Origin of the sequence: Chryseobacterium tagetis (assembly GCF_016735585.2) — a bacterium.
In the GTDB taxonomy this organism is placed as follows: Bacteria; Bacteroidota; Bacteroidia; order Flavobacteriales; family Weeksellaceae; genus Chryseobacterium; species Chryseobacterium tagetis.
Genome location: NZ_JAERSE020000003.1, coordinates 599,354 through 619,917 on the forward strand (window position 1 = coordinate 599,354; position 20,564 = coordinate 619,917).

At 35.1% G+C, this 20,564-nt stretch carries 19 protein-coding genes; 16 read left to right on the forward strand and 3 right to left on the reverse strand.

Features of this window, described 5'->3' with window-relative positions; all coding sequences use genetic code 11:
* The first annotated feature begins 46 nt into the window (after positions 1-46).
* From JI747_RS12735 to JI747_RS12780, 10 genes are all read left to right on the forward strand, one after another.
* Positions 47-499: a VOC family protein gene (locus JI747_RS12735; RefSeq protein WP_225689258.1), complete on the forward strand. Its 453-nt coding sequence runs from the start codon at positions 47-49 to the stop codon at positions 497-499.
* 227 nt (positions 500-726) lie between these two features.
* Positions 727-1,401 carry a DUF2490 domain-containing protein gene (locus JI747_RS12740; protein ID WP_225689260.1) on the forward strand — a complete coding sequence of 225 codons (675 nt, stop codon included), beginning with the start codon at positions 727-729 and terminating at the stop codon, positions 1,399-1,401.
* Positions 1,402-1,464: 63 nt separating this feature from the next.
* Positions 1,465-3,078 (forward strand): Na+/H+ antiporter, encoded by a 1,614-nt coding sequence (locus JI747_RS12745; RefSeq protein ID WP_225689262.1) that lies wholly within the window; start codon positions 1,465-1,467, stop codon positions 3,076-3,078.
* A 29-nt stretch (positions 3,079-3,107) separates the two neighbouring features.
* Complete coding sequence (locus JI747_RS12750) at positions 3,108-3,533, forward strand: SRPBCC family protein (RefSeq protein WP_225689264.1); 426 nt, start codon at positions 3,108-3,110, stop codon at positions 3,531-3,533.
* 4 nt (positions 3,534-3,537) lie between these two features.
* A complete protein-coding gene (locus JI747_RS12755) occupies positions 3,538-3,921 on the forward strand; it encodes a VOC family protein (RefSeq protein WP_225689267.1) in 384 nt (127 codons plus the stop codon).
* Between the two features lie 36 nt (positions 3,922-3,957).
* Positions 3,958-4,983 (forward strand): glutaminyl-peptide cyclotransferase, encoded by a 1,026-nt coding sequence (locus tag JI747_RS12760; RefSeq protein ID WP_225689269.1) that lies wholly within the window; start codon positions 3,958-3,960, stop codon positions 4,981-4,983.
* Between the two features lie 96 nt (positions 4,984-5,079).
* Positions 5,080-6,108, forward strand: a complete 1,029-nt coding sequence (locus JI747_RS12765; protein ID WP_225689271.1) for a glutaminyl-peptide cyclotransferase — start codon at positions 5,080-5,082, stop codon at positions 6,106-6,108.
* A 139-nt stretch (positions 6,109-6,247) separates the two neighbouring features.
* On the forward strand, positions 6,248-7,123 hold the full coding sequence (locus tag JI747_RS12770) for a hypothetical protein (RefSeq protein ID WP_225689273.1): 876 nt from the start codon (positions 6,248-6,250) through the stop codon (positions 7,121-7,123).
* A 25-nt stretch (positions 7,124-7,148) separates the two neighbouring features.
* Positions 7,149-7,763, forward strand: a complete 615-nt coding sequence (locus JI747_RS12775) for a deoxynucleoside kinase (protein ID WP_225689275.1) — start codon at positions 7,149-7,151, stop codon at positions 7,761-7,763.
* Between the two features lie 50 nt (positions 7,764-7,813).
* Complete coding sequence (locus JI747_RS12780; RefSeq protein ID WP_225689277.1) at positions 7,814-8,164, forward strand: ArsC/Spx/MgsR family protein; 351 nt, start codon at positions 7,814-7,816, stop codon at positions 8,162-8,164.
* A gap of 53 nt (positions 8,165-8,217) precedes the next feature.
* Here the strand turns inward: JI747_RS12780 and JI747_RS12785 are convergent, their stop codons facing one another.
* On the reverse strand, positions 8,218-8,523 hold the full coding sequence (locus JI747_RS12785) for a DUF493 family protein (protein ID WP_225689279.1): 306 nt from the start codon (positions 8,521-8,523) through the stop codon (positions 8,218-8,220).
* 41 nt (positions 8,524-8,564) lie between these two features.
* Positions 8,565-9,242 carry a DUF4197 family protein gene (locus tag JI747_RS12790; protein WP_225689281.1) on the reverse strand — a complete coding sequence of 226 codons (678 nt, stop codon included), beginning with the start codon at positions 9,240-9,242 and terminating at the stop codon, positions 8,565-8,567.
* 414 nt (positions 9,243-9,656) lie between these two features.
* Here JI747_RS12790 and JI747_RS12795 point away from each other — a divergent pair, with 414 nt between their 5' ends.
* The 6 genes from JI747_RS12795 (at position 9,657) to JI747_RS12820 (ending at position 19,176) form a co-directional block, all read left to right on the forward strand.
* Positions 9,657-12,488 (forward strand): SusC/RagA family TonB-linked outer membrane protein, encoded by a 2,832-nt coding sequence (locus JI747_RS12795; protein WP_225689283.1) that lies wholly within the window; start codon positions 9,657-9,659, stop codon positions 12,486-12,488.
* A gap of 11 nt (positions 12,489-12,499) precedes the next feature.
* Positions 12,500-13,927, forward strand: coding sequence for a RagB/SusD family nutrient uptake outer membrane protein (locus JI747_RS12800; RefSeq protein WP_225689284.1), 1,428 nt, complete (start codon positions 12,500-12,502; stop codon positions 13,925-13,927).
* A 71-nt stretch (positions 13,928-13,998) separates the two neighbouring features.
* Entirely contained in the window at positions 13,999-15,387 is a 1,389-nt protein-coding gene (locus tag JI747_RS12805; protein ID WP_225689285.1) for a glucoamylase family protein, read from the forward strand.
* Positions 15,388-15,455: 68 nt separating this feature from the next.
* Positions 15,456-16,163 (forward strand): carboxylesterase family protein, encoded by a 708-nt coding sequence (locus JI747_RS12810; RefSeq protein ID WP_225689286.1) that lies wholly within the window; start codon positions 15,456-15,458, stop codon positions 16,161-16,163.
* A 166-nt stretch (positions 16,164-16,329) separates the two neighbouring features.
* Entirely contained in the window at positions 16,330-18,657 is a 2,328-nt protein-coding gene (bglX, locus tag JI747_RS12815; RefSeq protein ID WP_225689287.1) for a beta-glucosidase BglX, read from the forward strand.
* Between the two features lie 111 nt (positions 18,658-18,768).
* A complete protein-coding gene (locus JI747_RS12820) occupies positions 18,769-19,176 on the forward strand; it encodes a hypothetical protein (protein WP_225689288.1) in 408 nt (135 codons plus the stop codon).
* A 203-nt stretch (positions 19,177-19,379) separates the two neighbouring features.
* On the opposite strand, the gene JI747_RS12825 is transcribed toward JI747_RS12820, so the two are convergent.
* On the reverse strand, positions 19,380-20,543 hold the full coding sequence (locus JI747_RS12825) for an iron-containing alcohol dehydrogenase (RefSeq protein ID WP_225689289.1): 1,164 nt from the start codon (positions 20,541-20,543) through the stop codon (positions 19,380-19,382).
* Positions 20,544-20,564 lie beyond the last annotated feature (21 nt).

The following is a 20,564-nucleotide window of genomic DNA, read 5'->3' on the forward strand; positions in this document are numbered from 1 at the left end:
CCTGAATTTTTGAATTTAAAACAAAAACTAAACTAAAAAATATATTATGGCGTCAGTAAACGTTTATTTAACCTTTAATGGAAACTGCAGAGAAGCATTCGATTTTTATAAATCTGTTTTCGGTGGAGAATATCCCTATATAGGCACTTTCGGAGAAATGCCACCATCAGAGGAAGGAAAAGAAATATCTGAAGAAGAAAAAAACAGAATCATGCACGTTTCTCTTCCGATTTCTAAAGAAACAATTTTGATGGGAAGCGATACAGGAGGTGAGTGGGCTTCTCACTTTAAAGCAGGAAATAACTTTTCAATTTCCATCAATGCAGAATCTAAAGAAGAAGCAGATAAATTATTTGCCGGCTTATCAGAAGGCGGAATGGTAACCATGCCAATGGCAGATACATTTTGGGGAGCTTATTTCGGAATGTTTACCGATAAATTTGAGATTAACTGGATGGTAAACTACGATGATCCTGCAAAAATGCAGCAGCATCCATAATAAAACTCTGAAAATAGGATAGAGATATAAACCGACGGTAACAACTACTGTCGGTTTTCATTTTTATATACACTGCATTCCAAAAATCTTTAAATTTGAGTAGAAAGATCTGAAGCTGATTTTTAACAGAAAATAAAATTTTCATAAAAAATATATTTTTCTTATTATTGATAATTAATATTGAATTTCATTGGTTCGATAGATTTTAATAATTGAAAAATAAGGGAATGAAGATTTTTAAGATATTGGCAGTAAGCATTGGTTTGTTGGGAAGTATAGGTTTATCTGCTCAGAAGAACGATTTGGGAGCATGGTATATGTATTTTGGAAACAACAAAATAAGTAAAAAGCTGAACCTGCACAATGAAATTCAATACAGAAATTTTGATGCTCTTGGAGATCTTGAACAGCTTTTAATCCGTACGGGAATTGGATATGATTTAACGGAAAATAACAATAATATTTTATTAGGATATGGTTTTATACTGAGCCGCCCTTATGTAAACGGAGAGAAAACTGAAAATATAGAACACCGTATTTTCCAGCAGTACATTACGAAGCAGAAATTTGGTCGTTTTAATATTCAGCACCGTTACCGTTTAGAAGAGCGTTTTTTACAGGATGATTTCAGGATGAGGTTTCGATATCTGTTAGGATTGAATATTCCGATCAACAATAAAGAAATGCTTCCGAAAACCCTTTACGGATCTGTATATAATGAGATTTTTCTACATTTTAACAGTCCTACTTTCGACAGAAACCGCGTCTATGGAGCTTTAGGCTATGTTATTAATAAAAATATGAGAATAGAAGCAGGCTATATGAATCAGATTCAGGAAACCCGCAACAGAGGGCAGATTCAGATCGGATTTTATAACAATATTCCGTTTACGAAGGATTAGAAAAATTTTCTTCGGAAAAAGTAAAATGATAAAAAATTTAATATTCATAAAAATTATAAATAAATGATTCACAATTATGTCATAATATCAATCGCGGTATTGTTGTCTGTGATGATATTGGTAATGATAGGGCAGAAGCTGAAAGTAGCCTATCCTATATTTCTGGTGATTGCGGGGCTTTTAATAAGCCTAATTCCGGGAATGCCACATATTGAAATAGAACCCGATTTAGTTTTCCTGATTTTTCTTCCGCCGATTTTATTTGAAGCGGCATGGTTTACCTCGTGGCAGGATTTTCATAAATGGAGAAAGCAGATATTTTCTATGGCTTTCGGGTTGGTATTTCTCACTTCAATTGTGGTAGCCTATTTATCATCATCAATTATTCCGGGACTTACCGTGGCAATGGGATTTTTGTTGGGAGGAGTGAATTCTCCGCCGGATGCTGTAGCGGCAACTTCAGTGTTGAAACACATGAAGATTCCTAAAAAAATTACCAGTATTCTGGAAGGGGAAAGCTTAATTAACGATGCATCCAGTTTAATTGTATTTAAATTTGCTTTGGCAGCCGTTATTTCCGGGCAATTCATTTTTGGAGAAGCGGTAAAAGACTTTTTCACCATGGCAATCGGAGGGATAGCGATTGGAGTAGGATCAGGACTGCTTTTCGGAGCTTTACTGAGAATTATTCCTTCCAACTCAAATATTGATACCATTATCACTTTAATTGTTCCTTACATCATGTATGTAGGAGCAGAACATTTCCATTTTTCCGGAGTATTATCTGTAGTGGCGGGAGGATTGCTGATGTCTTATAATTCTCATTGCTATTTAAGCCATACTTCCAGAATTCAGTCAGGGAATGTTTGGAGTGTGCTTATCTTTTTAATGAATACCATTATTTTTATCCTTATCGGATTAGAATTACCGGTTGTGGTAGAAGGAATGAAAGATTATACCATTTCTGAAGGTATTTTCTACAGTATTGTAATTGGAGGGGCAATCATTTTTACCAGAATTCTGTACAGTTATGCGGTCATGTATTTTCCGAGACTTTGCTCAAAAGAATTAAGATTAAAAGTTCCAAAGCCGGATTGGCGGGAGCCTTTCATCATCAGTTTTGCTGCGATGCGTGGAGTGGTTTCTTTAGCCGCAGCATTATCAATTCCGGCATTTTTACCAAACGGGGAAGCTTTTCCGCATCGAAATATTATTTTGTTTGTCACTTTCGTGATTATCTTGATTACTTTGGTGGGACAAGGATTGCTTCTGGCTCCGATTTTAAAATTTTTAAAAATCGATGATGCCGGAAGTGAATTGCCGGAAGAAAAGCAGGAAGTGATTTTAATGAGAAAATTAAAAGAAACAGCTTTACAGAAACTGGATGATGATTTCTCTGAACTGGCGGGGAAAAACAGCCTTGTGCAACACCAAAAACATAAACTGGAAAACGAAATGATGATGATGGCAGATAAAGTACAGTGTATGGCAACAACAGGAGACTATGTAACTGCGATGAATGAAAATAAAGATGTGATGAGGCAGATTATTCAGGCGCAGAGAAATGAACTTCACCGATTAAAACGTGAAAAGATATTCGATGACCATGTGATGAGAACCATTGAAATGCAGTTGGATTTTGATGAAGCAAAAATTACAGGTTTTGCTCACGGATAATTTTTTCCACAATATTTAATAATAATACAATGAGTATACCCATTATCGTTCAATATAAAATAAAAGCTCCGGTTGAAAAAGTCTGGAAAGCTCTGACAGATCAACATGAAATGAAATCGTGGTATTTCGATATTTCTGATTTTGAATTGGAAATAGGAAAAGTTTTTAATTTCTATGAACCCGGAGAAGAAAAAAAATACCATCATCAAGGCAAAATTTTAGAAATCATTCCCAATAAAAAACTAAAGCATACTTGGTCTTACCCCGAATTATCAGACGGAGTCACAACTGTAACTTGGGAACTGAATCAGCAAGGTGAAGACACGAGTGTTACGCTTATTCATGATGATATCGATATGCTGAAAGAATTGGGAGCTAATTTTTCCAGAGAAGCTTTTGCGGATGGCTGGAACGGAATTCTTAAACAAAGTTTAAAACCTTATCTGGAAAACTGAAAATATGGCAAAATTTAAAGCACTTCGTCCGATATTATGGACAGAGAATCTGAATGATACCATTGATTTTTATACTCAAATCCTTGGTTTTACCTTACAGGAAAAAAGTGAGGAATGGCAATGGGCTTCATTGGAGAAAAATGGAGTGGAAATTATGCTGACTAAGCCGAACGAACATGAAAAGTTTAACCGAATTGGTTTTACGGGCTCTTTTTATTTTGTTGTAGATGAGGTGAATAAGCTTTGGGAAGAGCTGAAGATCAAAACTAAAATCTGTTACGAAATAGAAACTTTCGATTGGGAAATGAGAGAATTTGCAGTATATGACAACAATGGATATATATTACAATTTGGTCAACATATAGATGAAATTAGCAAAGCGGAATAAATTTTGCTATTTTTGGGGGAAATATTTAGAAATTCAATGAAAAAGAATATTATAGCAGGTTTTGCTGCAATTTTGTTATTAGCTTCATGTAACAAAGATGAAAAGATCTTAAGTACATTAAGTGATTATAACAACTCTATGGAAGCAAAAGGATATCATTTTGGTGATAAACTTACCCTTCCGAAAGAAGTTACAGATAATGCAGAAAGTATTACAGTGAGCTTTGGAGATAAAGAAACTTCAGATTTAACGATAGACCCGAAATTTTTCACTTTAGGTGATAACGCGGTTACTTTCAATATAAAAAAGAAAGGCGGAGAAACCCTTAACCAAGATGCTACCATTAATGTTTTTGCAAAAAGCCCTGAAAAAAATATTGCTTATAAAATTGTAGCAGAATATCCGCACGATCCTAAAAACTTTGTACAGGGTTTCCAGATCGAAGGCAATACAATCTACGAAAGTGACGGGCAGAATGGTTCTTCACAGATTTTAAAATACACTTTAGGAACAACAACTCCTCTTGCTTCCACAAAGCAGGCTCAGGAAGATTTTTCCGAAGGAAGTACCATTGTTGGTGACAAAGTGTATCAGTTAACATGGCAAAGCAAAAAAGGATATATCTATGACAAAAGCTCATTAAAGCTTATCAAAGAATTTGCTTATCCGAATGTTTTTGGGGAAGGTTGGGGATTGACGTATGACGGTAAAAACCTGATTGCTTCTGACGGAAGTAAGCTTTTATACTTTTTAGATCCTAATGACCCTTCAAAACTGGTAAAATACATCGCCGTTGCAGGAAGTTCTCAGGCGTATGATCAATTGAACGAACTTGAATACCACAACGGATTTATCTATGCAAACGTTTGGCAGAAACCCATCATCTTAAAAATCAATCCTGCAAACGGAGAAGTTGTAGGGACATTTGATTTCACAGAAATTGCTAAACAAAATACCAAAGGAAGTGACGATGTTCTGAACGGAATTGCTTTTAAAGGAGATAATATGTTGGTAACTGGTAAAAACTGGTCTAAGATTTATGAAGTTGAAATTACAGAATAAAATCAAATACCATTTCAAAATAAAAAATAGCGTTCCCTTGGAGCGCTATTTTTAGTAAGATAAAAACACTATTTTTGAATAAAGATTAAAAATTCAATGAAAAAAAATCTATTGATCTGTTTTACGTCTGTGATACTTCTTATGTCTTGCTCCAATAAGGATCAACTGCTGACTTCTTTAAAAAGATATAATGATTCAATGGAATCCAAAGGATATTATTTTGGAGATCAACTGCAACTGCCAAAAGAAATTACTGATAATGCAGAAACAATTACAATCAGTTTTGGAGATAAGGAAACATCAGATCTGAAAGTGGATCCTGCATTTTTCGGGTTGGGAAATAATGACGTTACCTTCGTCATTAAAACAAAAAGCGGAGAGACTTTGAATCAGGATGCCACGATTAATGTTTTGGCTAAATCTCCTGAAAAAAATATAGGATACGAAATCGTAACCGAATATCCGCATGATGAAAATAATTTCATTGAAGGTTTTCTTTTAGAAGGAAACACAGTGTATGAAAGTGATGGGCTTGAAGGTTCTTCTCAACTGATAAAATATACGCTGGGTGATAAAACCCCAACGCTTACAGAAAAGCAGGAAGATCATATTTTTTCTGAAGGTTGTGCCGTTGTTGGCGATAAAATCTATCAGTTAACTTACAAGAACAGAATTGGTTTTGTATATGATAAAAATACATTTAAAAAGATTTCCGAATTTTCTTTACCAAACGCTCTTGCAGAAGGTTGGGGATTGACCTACGACGGAAAAAATCTGGTAGCAACAGATGGTTCAAGTAACTTGTATTTTCTTGACGTAAACGATCCTTCAAAAGTGGTAAAAACAGTTTCTGTAGCCGGAAACAAAGAAGTCTATGATAAACTGAATGAACTTGAATATCATGACGGGTTTATCTATTCCAATGTCTGGTTTAAACCGATAATTTTAAAAATCAACCCAAATACTGGAGAAGTGGTAGGGAAGTTTGATTTTACAAAAATTACAGACACCAGTATGGCTGGAAATACCGAGCATGTTTTGAACGGGATTGCCTTTAAAGGAGAAAATATGTTGATTACAGGCAAAAACTGGGCAAAAATCTATGAAATAGCCATCAAAAACTGAACTAAAATTATAGTGAATCTTACAAATGATTCCAGTACCTTTGACAATCTTTTGAATTAGATTTTTTAAGTATATTGACCGTATTAAAAAAAAGCTGGTGAGGTTTTTACATCTTATAATATTTTTCATATTCTGTTCGTTGTCTGCGCAGAAAGCCCTTCCTTTAGACAGTTTAAAGCTTAAGGAAGCCGGAGATATGCTCGCAGACGATTATGGCAATCTGTATATTTATAAAAATAAGGACTTCAGCTTTACAAAATACGACTCTACAGGAAAGCAGATCGGAAAAATGATGCTTACCGTACCTTTTAAACCTCAAAATGTTCAGAATCCTTTGAGTGTTGCTTTGTTCTCTGAAAATGCTCAGGAACTGAAATTTGTAGATCAGAACCTGAATGAAATACAGCGTGTAGATTTTAAACAGAAATTCAGCTTCATAAAATATGCTTACGCTGAAGACTTACAACAGATCTGGCTGATGGACGAAAGCACAAAGCGTCTTCTACAATATAATTTCAGAAATGAAACTACGATCAATTCTTATCCTTTCGATGCTAATTTCGACGATCTTATCGATCTGTTGGTCTATGAAAATAAGGTATATGTTTTGACTAAAAAACAATTTAAAGTATATACACTGAAATTTGAAAAACTCTTTGAAGCTGATGTAGAAAACGGAAAACGCTTCAGAAGAGAGAATGATGTCGTTATGATCATTGCTAAACATACAATTTTCAGATATAATTCAGGTAAAGAATTAGTTAAGATTTTTGATGATTCGGATGCGCAAATTGTGGATAAAAACACGCTTGCTTATTTTGAAATCAAAGCCAACAAACTTTATCTTTACACCCTGGAAAATAAGAAAGAACCTATCCCTCAAACAGAACCGGAACCTGTACCAAAAGAAAATAAAAATCCGAATGAATCTGAAGATAAAAAAGAGCAGCCGGATTTAATCAAACTTTTGGAGGAAGTTTCAGAAGTTCAGTCATTGGGTGTAGATAATTTATAATCATCAGTTAAATAATATACAAAAGATGCATATTGCAGTTACAGGAAATATTGGAGCGGGAAAAACGACTTTAACTACAATGTTATCAAAACATTACGGTTGGGATGCTCAGTTTGAAGATGTAGATCATAACCCTTATTTGGAAGATTTTTATGCAGATATGAGCAAATGGAGCTTTGCTTTACAGATTTATTTTCTGGGAAGCAGGTTTCGTCAGGTAAAAGAAATCAGAGAAAGTGGTAAAAGTATTATTCAGGATCGTACGATCTATGAAGATGCTCATATTTTTGCTGAAAACCTGAATGATATGAATCTTTTGTCAGACAGGGATTTTAATAATTATGCTTCAGTTTTTAATCTGATGAAGAGCTTTGTTTCTGCTCCGGATTTATTGATTTATTTAAAATCTGATGTTCCGAATCTTGTAAAGAAGATTTACAAAAGGGGAAGAGAGTACGAAGCGTCTATCAGTATAGAATACCTGTCAAAACTTAATCAGAAATACGAAAAATGGATTTCTAATTATACAGAAGGAAAGCTTCTTATCATAGAAGTTGATGATCTTGATTTTGTTGAAAAACAGGAAGATTTCGGCCTTATTTTAGAGAAAATAGAAGCTGAACTGAATGGCTTATTTTAGTAATTCAGGTAATAGTAAAGATCAATAGTTTTACAGTTTAAAACAGAAAGATGATTAAAGTTCTACATAACGGAAATTGTTCAAAATCAAATGCAGCTTTAGCGTATTTGACAGAAAATAATATCCCGTTTGAAATAATAGATATTATTAAAGATCCGTTAAGTGTTTTAGAGATAAAAACGGTTTTGAAAAAATTAGGAAAAGAGGTTTCTTACATTATACGGGCAACAGATAAATTGTATACGGATAATTTTGTAGGAAAACAGCTTTCAGACGAAGCCTGGATTGAAGTTTTATCGAAAAACCCGTCTCTCATCCAGCGTCCTATTTTGATAAAAGGTTCTGTGGCAATCTTAGGGAGACCTTTTGAAAATATAAAAAATTTTGTAGGGAGCAAATAATCAAATTAATGATATCAAAAAACTAAAGTCAGCTTATTAGCTGACTTTATATTTTACAATAAGATTACTCCTTCTACTTTTGCGACTTCTTTATAGATCGCGACTACCTGATCTGCATCCAAAACAAAGGCATTGATATTGCAGGCGGTGTATTTTCCGTTTTTACTTTCACGGTTTCCTAATGTGAATTTGATACCGTCAAAAACCTTATATATTTCCGTAAGTTTTGCCTGATCTGTAGGAATGATAAATTTGAATAAATAATCTTCCGGAAAATCGTGATGATCCTCCAGTTTCACCTTCAAAGAATTATAAAATTCTTCAGGGTTTGCATGTTGATTTCCTTGTAATATATCCATCTCCAATTATAAAGTTATATATAAATATAGCAATTTTTTTTCTATTTACCAAGCGGTCCCAAGAGTGACTTGGAGTTTTGAATTTCGTAGTCTTCAATAATATTGAAGAGTCCGTTTACCAATTGTTCTGAAGCCAGAGTGCTCAATCCGCCTGCATTTACATTCGATTGGTTTCCGCCTAAAAGACTTCCCAATATATTGCTTCCTGATAATGCTGTGTTAATTGTTTTTACAATTCCGTATTTATTCAGTTCTTCCTCAACTTTAGGAGAAATAGCAGCAATAAGTTGCTGAGAGGTCTTTTCCTTTAAGATAAGCGTCGCAGTCCCTTTTTCTCCCTGAATAATTCTTGTGACATCCTGTGCGTTCAGGCTGTGAACTGCATTTTGCAGGATAGGTTTAGAAATGTTTACCGTGTATACAGCAGCATCCGCAATATATTCTCTTTCTTTTTTTACCAGCGAAGGAGCTATTTTCTCCAGTGTTGAATTGATATCTCTTAACTCTTTAGGGAGAGCTTTGTCTACAAGGTTGTTTTGAAGAAATACCTCCCGGTTTCCGTAGACCTGTACTCCTTTATCTATACCGTTTAACAATATATTTCTGATAACTGATAATCCTAAATCGCTTGTTGCCAAAGAAGTGCAGGAATGGGTGATGGATGATAATATCGCTCCTGTTCCTATAATCAGACTTGCGGCAATAATGTACTTTTTCATGAATCTTAAAATTATTCTTAGTGTTTTTTCAAATACTGCACCAAAGGTAAATATTTAACGAAAAATAACAGCATATATTCTGTATCTAACATAAAAAACTACTTAAAGCTTTAAAAAGAAGCATTGATAGCCGTTTTTAGGAGTTTTTTAAGACTTTTTAAGGTTTTTATCGATGTGAATAATTTAATTATATCTATTTTTTTTAATGATAATTTCAATAATTTAATATTTTTTTTAATTTTTAATTCGAATTATATGCTTTAATATTATTTTTTAAGTAACTTTAACATTGTTTAAGATATTTTTTTACTTTTGACTAATGTCTTTTTTTGAGAATAAAGATTTTCCCATAAAAGACCATAAAAACTGAAAAGTTTTTATCCTGACTTGATTGTACGAATAAAATTAAACTATATGAAACAACGTGATTTAAAGTATTCATGTCTCATTGCTGTTCTATACTTTGGTATGAATGTCAATGCGCAGGTTACTCCTAAAAAAGATTCTGTAACTAAAGAGCAGAAAATTGAGGAGGTAATTGTAGTAGGCTACGGTACTCAGAAAAAGGAAAATGTTACAGGGAGTATTGGAGTTATTTCATCAAAAGATTTGGCAGATAAACCCAATCCTAATGCGCTAAGCTCAGTACAAGGGAAAGCGGCTGGTGTGCAAATTTTTAATTCAGGAACGCCAGGAGGATCCCCTAGAGTAGATATTCGAGGTATCGGATCGATGACAGGAAGTACAGTTTATATTGTTGATGGTTCGATTACTACAGATATTTCTTATCTTAATTCTCAGGATATTGAGTCTATGAGTATTCTTAAAGATCCTGCGAGTTTAGCTATTTACGGTGCACAGGCCGGTAATGGAGCTGTAATCATTAAAACAAAAACTGGTAGAGGTAAGAAGCCAACATTTAATGTGAATTCTTATTTAGGAATAAAGACCGTTACTAATATTCCCAAAATGGTTAATGGAGATCAATATATAGAATTATACAATGAAAAATTGAGTAATGATTCTACAACTCCACCATTGCCGACAGACTTTATTACAAAAGCACAATATCCAGGAAATACAGATTGGTATAAAGAAATTTTACGACCAAGTACGATTAATTCTAATGATTTTTCCGCCTCAGGTGCCATTGGTAAGCTTTCTTATTATGGAAGTGTAGGTTATCTTCAGGATGAAGGAAACTTAGATGCAAACAAAGGCATCAATTCAGGAAGTAATTTTAAGAGATTTACTACCAAAGCAAATTTAAGCTATAAAATTACGGATAATATTACGATAGGTGATAATTTTACTTTTTCTAAAATCCTTACTAATATAGCAAGCAACCCTTTATTGAATGCTTATATTGCACCCCCTGTTTATGGACCTATAAATCCGAGTACAGGAAATTATCAGTACTTTACTTTGGCTAATATAACCAACCCAAGAGCGCAACTTGATCTTTTCAGATCCCAAAACAGGCAGCAAAGAATGTTGAATAATGTTTGGGGTGAGGTGAAGTTTTTACAAGACTTTACTTTTAGAATCAGTTTGACTAATGATAATCTAAATTCAAGTTTATATGAATATACCCCTGTAATGACATATGTGCCTAAGCCGGGGAATTCAACTTTGATAACAAGGGATTCTAGAAATAGAGATTACGTTTGGGACAATACTTTAAATTGGAAGAAAAAATTTGGATCTCATAATTTAGATGTTTTAGCAGGTTTTTCCAGAACTCAAAACTATTACTCTCAAGCTTATTGGAATGCAAGTAATGTGAATTATGATGGTACTAATGGCTCTCTTCAAATTTCTAACGGAAGCGATATTTTTGGAATAGACGTATATAATCCAGGTTATAATGTGGTTCCTTACCTATCCCGAATTCAATCGTTTTTTGGAAGAGTTAATTATGATTATGCAGGGAAATATTTAATTAATGCATCTATTCGTAGAGATGGATCTTCTAATTTTAACGTTAATAGAAATGAAGTGTTTCCATCTGTAAGTGCAGGTTGGGTAGTGTCGAAGGAAAACTTCATGAGTAATCAGAATATTTTTGATTTATTGAAATTAAGAGGAAGCTGGGGTAGAACAGGAAATCCAAATGTGCAATATGGCGCCTATCAGTTATCTGCTACTGCTATAAAGGAAGGAGCGTATTATGGTTCTACGGGATCTCCAGCTCAAACAATTAGTCAATTTATTGATACTACGATTGGTTGGGAGATTACAACTGGAAAGGATTTTGGTGTTGAAATGGCTTTTTTAAAAAATAAATTAAAGTTTGAAGCTACTTATTTTGATAAAGATACTAAAGATGTAGTGTACGGTATCGTTCAAGGTACAGTTTCTGGAGCAAGTAATTATAATAATTATATTACTAATGCTTTTTCTTTTAAAAACAAAGGTTTAGAACTGTCTGTGAACTATGATGCAAAGATTTCTGAAAAAGTGAAATTGGGAATATATGGAAATTTTACGTCACTTAAAAACGAAATTACCTCTGTTTTCGGAGGATCTTATCAGAATGCAGGAGCAAGCCTTTTTGGAAACCAGATTGTAAGACTTGAAGCTGGTCAAGCAGTAGGTTCTTACTACGGCTATCAAGTTGCTGGAGTTTTCCAAACAGATGCTGAAGCTGCAGCTTCAGCGCAGGGAGCTTCGGGAGCAAAAGCAGGTTGGTTTAAATTTGCAGACCAAGATGGAAATGGTATTATTGATGAAAGAGATAAAACATTCTTGGGAAGCCCGGTTCCAAAAGGTACTTACGGTTTTGGATTTAATATGAATATATCAAATATTGATTTTGGAATCGACTTCCAAGGTGTATTTGGAAACAAAATCTATAATTACAATAGAGAACAGCGTTATGGTAATGAAAGCTGGGATTTAGATTTCTATAATAACAGATGGCATGGAGCGGGTACATCAAATTCTTATTCGATGGCTACCAATAACCAATCTATCATTTTACCAAGTAGTTTTTATGTAGAAGATGGAAGCTATTTCCGTATCAGAAATATTCAGGTTGGATATACATTCCCAAAAGGATTCTCAAAATGGCCTAACTTCAATAAAGTAAGAATTTATTTAAGTGCTCAGAATCCTTGGACAACTTTCAAATACCACGGTTTCTCTCCTGAGATTACAAGTACAGACAGGGTAAGTATGGGAGTGGATAATAATATCTATCCGATGTCTGCAATTTACACAATGGGTACAAGTATCACTTTTTAATTTAGAAAATCATGAAAAAAATAGTTTTAGCACTAACTTTAATAGGAGCTGTAGTAAGTTGTAAGGATGATTATTTGGATACCGTACAACCAGGGAGGGTAGAAGCAGCAACATTTTTTACCACGCAAGACGATGCAATGCAAGCTACAAATGCTATTTATGTAGCACTTAGAAGCTGGGAAAATTCAGCATTTCCTGCACAATATGTTTTTGGGGTTCCTGCAGATGATGTAGAAAAAGGATCTAATCCTGGTGACGGTTCGTTTATTAATGTATATAATAATTTTACCTATACGGCAAGTGATTCTGGAGTTGAAGGGTATTGGATTGGCCAATGGCAATTTGTGAACAGATGTAATCAGGTGATCACAAACGTACCCAACATCAATATGGATGAATCCCTTAAAAATAGATTGGTGGCAGAAGCTAAAATGCTTAGAGCATACTTTTATTTTAATCTGGTAAGAATCTACGGAGGTGTTCCTATTTATGATGGACTTCCGGCAGATAAAAATTACAATATTCCAAGAAATTCTGTTAATGAGGTTTATGATTTCATTATTTCAGATCTTACTGCTGCTGCTGCTGTTTTACCTCAATCTTATGATGCAGCCAACTTAGGAAGAGTTACTAAAGGTGGTGCTCTTGGCTTACTTTCTAAAGTATATCTTTACAAAAAAGATTGGCAAAAAGCTTATGATACTTCAAATCAAGTGATTGCTTTAGGGTATTCTCTTGATCCAGATTTTAATCATTTGTTCCGTCCTGCTGGGGAATTTGGCTCAGAGTCTGTCATTGAGGTTAATTGTGATTGTTCTTCACAGTTTGGAGGTAGTCAGTATGCAGAAGTTCAAGGGGTTAGAAATCAGTTTGGGTGGGGGTTCTTTACTCCGACAACAGCTTTGGAAAATGCATTTGAGTTAGGAGATATTAGAAAAGAATTAACTATTCTAAGAGAAGGAGAAACAACTCCTGAAGGCGATTTGATTCACAAAGGAGACTCTCAAGCAGGTGATATGTGGAATCAAAAAGTATATGTTCCAACATCTTTGAATAATAGCACTTGTGGATCATATGGCTCTATTCAGAATATTAGAATCTTAAGATTCGCAGAAATTCTTCTGATCAATGCTGAGGCAGCGAATGAATTAGGAAATACTGCGACAGCAACGACTAACTTGAATAAAGTGAGAACAAGAGCACAGCTTCCAAATACGACTGCATCTGGACAGGTAGGCTTAAGGAATGCCATTTGGCATGAAAGAAGGGTAGAGCTTGCGTTAGAAGGTGATCGTTTTGTAGATCTTGTAAGAACAGGTCAGGCTACAACAGTTTTAGCTTCTTATGGATATAAAGCTGGGAAAAATGAAGTGTTCCCAATTCCATTCAATTCCATTAATCAAAGTAACGGTGTTTTAACTCAAAACCCTGGTTACTAATAATTACAGATAAAACTTTAGAGGAGAATGAAAGTTCTCCTCTTCTTTTATATTCTCTTAAAAAAGATTCAATGAAAAGGATAATACTACCCATCATTGTAGCATCACTATTTGCTATTTCCTGCAAAAATACCCAAAATGCCAAACAAGAAGTTTCAAAAGTAAAAACTGTAAAAAGCAATATTACTGATGAGCAATTGATGGACAGAGTGCAAAAAGATGCCCTAAAGTATTTTTGGGATTATGCGGAACCCAATTCCATGTTGGGAAGAGAGCGTTATCACGAAGACGATATCTATCCGGATAATGATAAACATGTTGTGACAACGGGTGGATCAGGATTTGGTTTAGCAACAATACTAGTCGGAGTTGAAAGAGGTTTTGTTCCAAGACAAATAGCGGTAAGAAGACTGACTCATATGATGGATTTCCTTGCAAAAGCAGATCGTCATAAAGGAGCCTGGTCACACTGGATCAATGGAGAAACGGGAAAAACAGTTCCTTTTGGAAAAAAAGATAATGGTGGAGATTTGGTAGAAACAGCGTTTTTAACTTCAGGAATTCTAATGGTTCGTGAATACTTTAAAAACGGAAATGCAGAAGAAAAAGCTTTGGCCAAAAAATGTGACGAGCTTTGGAAAGGAATTCAATGGAACTGGTATACAAAAGGTGGTGAAAAAGTTCTTTACTGGCATTGGTCGCCAGAATATCAGTGGGAAATGAATTTTCCGTTACAGGGGTATAATGAATGTTTGATTACTTACATTTTAGCAGCTTCATCACCAACTTATTCAATTGATGCGGAGACCTATTACAAAGGTTGGACAAGAAACGGAACTTATCTTTCAGACAAAGAAAAATACGGACTTCCAATGTATGTAAAGCATAACGGAGCCGAAGAATATGGAGGACCGCTATTTTGGACTCAGTATTCTTATATTGGTTTAGATCCGACGAACTTATCAGATAAATTGATTAAAAATTACTTTGATTTAAATAAAAATCAGGTGCTTATCGACTACAAGTATTGTGTTGAAAATCCAAAAGGATGGAAAGGGTACGGTCCAAATTATTGGGGATTAACAGCAGGATACTCAAGAAATCAAGATGGAAGTGTGGGATACGACGCACATTTTCCACAAAATGATCGTGGGGTAATTACTCCGACTGCGGCATTGAGCAGTTTTCCATATTCACCAAAAGAATCTATGGATTTCATGAGATTTATGTATACTCAAAAACCTGAATTTATTGGTTCTGCAGGACCTTATGACGCGACTTCAATCAATTATAACAATTGGACAACGCCGAGATATTTGGCAATTGATCAGGGAACGATAGCTCCGATGATTGAAAACTACAGAACAGGATTTTTATGGAAACTATTCATGAATGCTCCTGAAATTCAGCAGGGATTAAAGAAATTAAGTTTCAAATCTGAAAAATACAACATTAAGTAATTCTTTGTGAATTTAATGTCTGTTTAATTGAAGCCAATCAAAACCACACAAAAACCTGAAATAGAAAAATGAACTTAAAGCTAAAACACTTACCGCTTTTACTTCTGCCACTGTCATTGAGTTTAAGCGCTCAGGAAATCAAGGCAGAATTAAATAAAGAAGTTACAAGACATGAAAAGATATCTTACATTCTTGACTATCCTCAAAAAGCAAAAGGGAATGTTCCTTTGATTGTATTTCTTCATGGTTCCGGTGAAAGAGGAAACAATCTGGAGATTGTGAAAGCGCACAGCCCGTTTACCTATAAACATCTGATAAAAGAACCGGTTGCGATTTTAGCGCCTCAATGTCCGGAAAACACTTGGTGGGATACGGTGAGCGTTTATAATTTGATTAAAGAAATTCAGCAGAAATATAAGATAGATGCTTCCAGAATTTACCTTACAGGACTTTCTATGGGAGGTTGGGGAACGTTGAAATTGGCAATGGAGCATCCGGAAATGTTTGCTGCCGTAGTTTCAGTCTGTGCACCTACCGATAGAGTGATGTATGCGAACATCGATCAGTACAAAAATTTAAACATGAAGATCTTTCATGGCGGAATGGACGATGTAGTTTTACCGGAGAATGCATTTCATTTTTATCAGGCACTACATCCGGTGAATCCATCTGCAGAATTGACAATCTTTCCAAATGACAACCATAATTCTTGGGATTCAACCTATTCAAATCCTAAACTGTATGAATGGATGCTCTCAAAGAAAAAAGAGAAATAATTTAGTATAAATATTTTAAACAGTAAGCCTTTGCTGAGTGAAACACCTTTGCAAAAAGAAAAAATAGGCAGGGTAATTTTAAAGAAAAAACCTTTGTGAGCTTTGCGTTTAAAATACATTATAAAAAAACAAAAAAAATAGAACTATAATTAAAGAAGATAGATTTATGAAAAAGTTAATTGTAATCGCCACCTTAGCATTGGCACCTGTATTTTCGGCGCAGGAAATGGTCACGAAGCCTGTTCAGTCATATCAGACGGCGCAGTATCAGTCTAAAAAGAAAGCTTTTGTAGACAATCTTTTGTCTAAAATGACATTAGACGAGAAAATTGGTCAGCTAAACTTACCAAGTTCAGGTGATTTTACCACAGGATTGGCTAAAAGCTCAGATATTGGAAAAAAAGTTGAGATGGGCTTAGTGGGAGGACTATTTAACATAAAAGGAGCCGAAAAGATCAGAGCCGTTCAAAAAGTGGCAGTAGAAAACAGCCGTTTGAAAATTCCTTTGATTTTTGGGATGGATGTTATTCACGGTTATGAAACGACATTCCCGATTCCGTTAGGTTTAGCGGCTTCTTGGGATATGAATTTAATTCAGCAGTCAGCAAGAGTTGCCGCAAGAGAAGCTTCAGCAGACGGAATTAACTGGACGTTCTCGCCAATGGTAGACATTTCCCGTGAACCAAGATGGGGAAGAGTTTCTGAAGGTTCAGGTGAAGATCCGTACTTAGGAAGTGAGATTGCTAAAAATATGGTGTATGGTTACCAAGGAAAAGATCTTTCAATCGGAAATACCATTTTGGCTTGTGTAAAGCATTTCGCATTGTACGGAGCAGGAGAAGCGGGAAGAGATTACAATACAGTTGACATGAGTCATGTGAGAATGTTCAACGAATATTTCCCACCTTACAAAGCAGCGGTTGATGCGGGAGTAGCTTCTGTAATGGCTTCTTTCAATGAAGTTGACGGAGTTCCGGCAACAGGAAACAAATGGTTGCAGACCGATGTTTTAAGAGATCAGTGGAAATTCAAAGGTTTTGTTGTTACCGATTATACAGGAATCAACGAAATGGTAGATCACGGAATGGGAGATCTTCAGCAGGTTTCTGCATTGGCGTTAAAAGCAGGTGTTGATATGGATATGGTAGGAGAAGGTTTTTTAACAACATTAAAAAAATCTTTATCAGAAGGAAAAGTTACACAGGCTGAAATCGATATGGCGGCAAGAAGAATTCTTGAAGCTAAATATGATTTAGGATTGTTTGATGATCCTTACAAATACGGAAGTGCAAAGCTGGCTGAAAAAGAGGTTTACAATCTGGAAAACCGTAACATCGCAAGAAATACCGCAGCTCAGTCGATGGTATTGATGAAAAATGAAAACCAGGTATTGCCTTTGAAGAAATCAGGTACAGTTGCTGTCATTGGACCATTGGTAAACAATTCGATGAATATGGCAGGAACCTGGAGTGTAGCTACAAAACATGCTATTTCTGTTAACTTAATGCAGGGTCTTCAGGCAAATTATGGTAAAGATGTGAAATTCCTTTCTGCTAAAGGAGCGAATATTGATTACGATGCAAAATTAGAAGACATTTATGCAGCTCACGGTAAAAAAACCGACAGAGATAGCCGTTCAAAAGAAGAATTATTGAAAGAAGCGGTTGATATTGCAAAAAAATCAGATGTGATCGTTTTGGCAATCGGAGAATCGGCAGAAATGAGCGGTGAATCCTCTTCAAGAACTGAAATTACGATTCCTCAGTCTCAGGTAGACTTGTTAAATGAATTAAAAAAGACAGGAAAACCAATCGCAATGGTCCTTTTCACAGGTCGTCCTTTAGCTTTAACGAATGTGAAAGACACTCCTGATGCTATCCTGAATGCTTGGTTTGCAGGTTCAGAAGCAGGAAATGCAATTGCCGATGTTCTTTTCGGAAAAGTAAATCCTTCAGGAAAATTGCCAATGACATTCCCAAGAAGTTTAGGTCAGGTTCCAATCTATTACAATGCTAAAAATACAGGTCGCCCATTAGATCAGACATTGGTTGATAAATGTGAATATCAGAGATTCCGTTCAAACTATATGGATGAATGCAACACTCCGTTGTATCCATTTGGTTACGGATTGAGTTATACAAAATTCAATTACTCTGATATGACGGTTTCCAATGCAAATCCAAAAGGAAACCAGACCGTTCAGGCTTCAGTTACAGTAACTAACTCAGGAAACTATGATGGGGCAGAAGTTGTCCAATTATATATCAGAGATATGGTGGGAAGCATTACAAGACCGGTAAAAGAATTAAAAGGCTTCCAGAAAGTGATGCTGAAAAAAGGAGAATCTAAAAAAATTACCTTTGACATTAGTCCTGAAAACTTAAAATTCTATAACGGAGACTTAAAGTATGATTGGGAATCCGGAGAATTTGATATCATGATCGGAACCAACTCTTCCGATGTGAAACATTCAAAAATCAACTGGACAAAATAAATAATATAAGCCGCTCAATTTGAGCGGTTTTTTTGTAATTTAGAAAGAAATAAACTGATACCATATTTTTGGTGTAATTTTTACCAAACCATAAACTTAATATTTAAAAACATGAAAAAAACAATTGTATTCAGTATCTTGTTCCTTGCTGCTTTGACTTTTGCACAAAAAGCTCCTGTTGTGGGAGGTGACAAAGATGTTCATGGCTGTAAAGCTTCAGCAGGCTATACGTATTCACAGCTTAGAAATAACTGTGTAAGAGTTTTCGAACAGAAAATTAAATTAAAAGAAGTAAGCACAGACAAAAGTTATACTTCAATGACAGCCGTTATTTTCAGCAAAGACATGAAAAAAGCTGAGGTTTTTATTCCCGATGCAAGTGCAAAAAGTATTATTCTTGACAGACAGGGAAAAGAAAAGCTTTGGAAAAGTGGAAGTCATATAAAAGACACGTATACTTTGATCCCTTATAAAAAAAGATATCAGATTACTAAAAATGATGTGGTGATCTATCAGTAAAATAGTTTTCAAAAAAACAGATCTGAGCCATTCGAAAGAGTGGCTTTTTGATGTAATAACAAACTGTGTTTTACTTTTGTCATTCTGACGAAGGAAGCATCTCAATCATAAGTAAATAATCTAAAAACTTAAAGTATAAGATCAAAAAAACAGGAAACCTCAATGAAATTTCCTGTTTTTTTATTTTAAAATTGAATTGAAAATTAAGCGGTTACAGCCTCTTGATAAACAACGCCCTCATAACAAGCATTGTAAATCGCTTTCAACTCCTCCAATGATGGAACTCTAGGGTTGAACCCTGTACAAGGATCAATTAACGCATTGTTAGCAATGTAATCAAGGTTTTTATCCCAATCCTCTCTTGAAATTCCAAACTCTTTAATTGCTGATTGATTATTAACTTCAGAACGCAATGTTTCGATGGCCTGAGCCAAATCTTCCGCTGTTTCTTTACCGATCACTTTCGCCAAATCAGGAAAACGGTTTGTCGCCTGAGCGTTGTAACGAATCACATTCGGAAGGAAAATGGCATTAGAAGCACCATGAGGAATTCCGTACAAAGCACCAACCTGATGAGACAATGAATGAACAATTCCTAGCCATGCATTGTTGAATGCCAAGCCAGCCATAAATGATGCATCATGCATATTCTGACGGGCTGTAATATTGTTCGGATTTTCTACCGCTTCTTTCAAATTATCAAAAACAATCTCCAAACCACCTTTAGAAAGTGCATCTGCAATATTATTGTCAATGTTTGAAACATAAGCTTCCACGCAATGAGTCAATGCATCAAGCCCTGTATTAGAAGTAACGTGAGACGGCATTGAAGCACAGATTTCACCGTCAACAATGGCAATGTCCGGAGTTAGTTCATAAGAAACGATAGGATATTTTACCCCTTTTTCTCTGTCTGTAATAACAGCAAGACCTGTTGTTTCAGTTCCCGTTCCGCTTGTAGAAGGAATCGCGATGAATTTTGCCTTATTTCTTAAAACCGGAACAGTAAAAGGCTTGATCATTGCATCGAAATCCGCATCAGGATATTCATAAAATACCCACATAATTTTTGCTGCGTCAATTGCTGAACAACCTCCTAAACCGATAATCCATTCCGGCTGAAAATTTTGAATCATTTCAGCTCCTTTCATACAAGTTTCAGAGGATGGATCCTCTTCCACACCTTCGAAAATCTGAGTTTCGATTCCTGCTTCAGCAAGATAAGCAACCGCTTTATCTAGTGTTCCGCTCTTTCTCATTGAGCTTCCTCCTGTTACAATTACTGCTTTTGTTCCTTTAATATTTTTTAATTCTTCAAGAGTTCCTGCACCATGGAAAACCTCTCCTGCAATAAATAATTTGCTCATTTTTTCTTAATTTTTGATGAT

Excerpts from the sequence above, each read along its gene's own strand:
- JI747_RS12745 (WP_225689262.1), top strand. The coding sequence starts at position 1,465 with ATGATTCACAATTATGTCATAATATCAATCGCGGTATTGTTGTCTGTG.
- bglX (WP_225689287.1), top strand. The coding sequence starts at position 16,330 with ATGAAAAAGTTAATTGTAATCGCCACCTTAGCATTGGCACCTGTATTT.
- JI747_RS12805 (WP_225689285.1), top strand. The coding sequence starts at position 13,999 with ATGAAAAGGATAATACTACCCATCATTGTAGCATCACTATTTGCTATT.
- JI747_RS12790 (WP_225689281.1), bottom strand. The coding sequence starts at position 9,242 with ATGAAAAAGTACATTATTGCCGCAAGTCTGATTATAGGAACAGGAGCG.
- JI747_RS12785 (WP_225689279.1), bottom strand. The coding sequence starts at position 8,523 with ATGGATATATTACAAGGAAATCAACATGCAAACCCTGAAGAATTTTAT.
- JI747_RS12810 (WP_225689286.1), top strand. The coding sequence starts at position 15,456 with ATGAACTTAAAGCTAAAACACTTACCGCTTTTACTTCTGCCACTGTCA.
- JI747_RS12750 (WP_225689264.1), top strand. The coding sequence starts at position 3,108 with ATGAGTATACCCATTATCGTTCAATATAAAATAAAAGCTCCGGTTGAA.
- JI747_RS12760 (WP_225689269.1), top strand. The coding sequence starts at position 3,958 with ATGAAAAAGAATATTATAGCAGGTTTTGCTGCAATTTTGTTATTAGCT.
- JI747_RS12765 (WP_225689271.1), top strand. The coding sequence starts at position 5,080 with ATGAAAAAAAATCTATTGATCTGTTTTACGTCTGTGATACTTCTTATG.
- JI747_RS12755 (WP_225689267.1), top strand. The coding sequence starts at position 3,538 with ATGGCAAAATTTAAAGCACTTCGTCCGATATTATGGACAGAGAATCTG.
- JI747_RS12800 (WP_225689284.1), top strand. The coding sequence starts at position 12,500 with ATGAAAAAAATAGTTTTAGCACTAACTTTAATAGGAGCTGTAGTAAGT.
- JI747_RS12775 (WP_225689275.1), top strand. The coding sequence starts at position 7,149 with ATGCATATTGCAGTTACAGGAAATATTGGAGCGGGAAAAACGACTTTA.
- JI747_RS12825 (WP_225689289.1), bottom strand. The coding sequence starts at position 20,543 with ATGAGCAAATTATTTATTGCAGGAGAGGTTTTCCATGGTGCAGGAACT.
- JI747_RS12740 (WP_225689260.1), top strand. The coding sequence starts at position 727 with ATGAAGATTTTTAAGATATTGGCAGTAAGCATTGGTTTGTTGGGAAGT.
- JI747_RS12795 (WP_225689283.1), top strand. The coding sequence starts at position 9,657 with ATGAAACAACGTGATTTAAAGTATTCATGTCTCATTGCTGTTCTATAC.
- JI747_RS12735 (WP_225689258.1), top strand. The coding sequence starts at position 47 with ATGGCGTCAGTAAACGTTTATTTAACCTTTAATGGAAACTGCAGAGAA.
- JI747_RS12780 (WP_225689277.1), top strand. The coding sequence starts at position 7,814 with ATGATTAAAGTTCTACATAACGGAAATTGTTCAAAATCAAATGCAGCT.
- JI747_RS12820 (WP_225689288.1), top strand. The coding sequence starts at position 18,769 with ATGAAAAAAACAATTGTATTCAGTATCTTGTTCCTTGCTGCTTTGACT.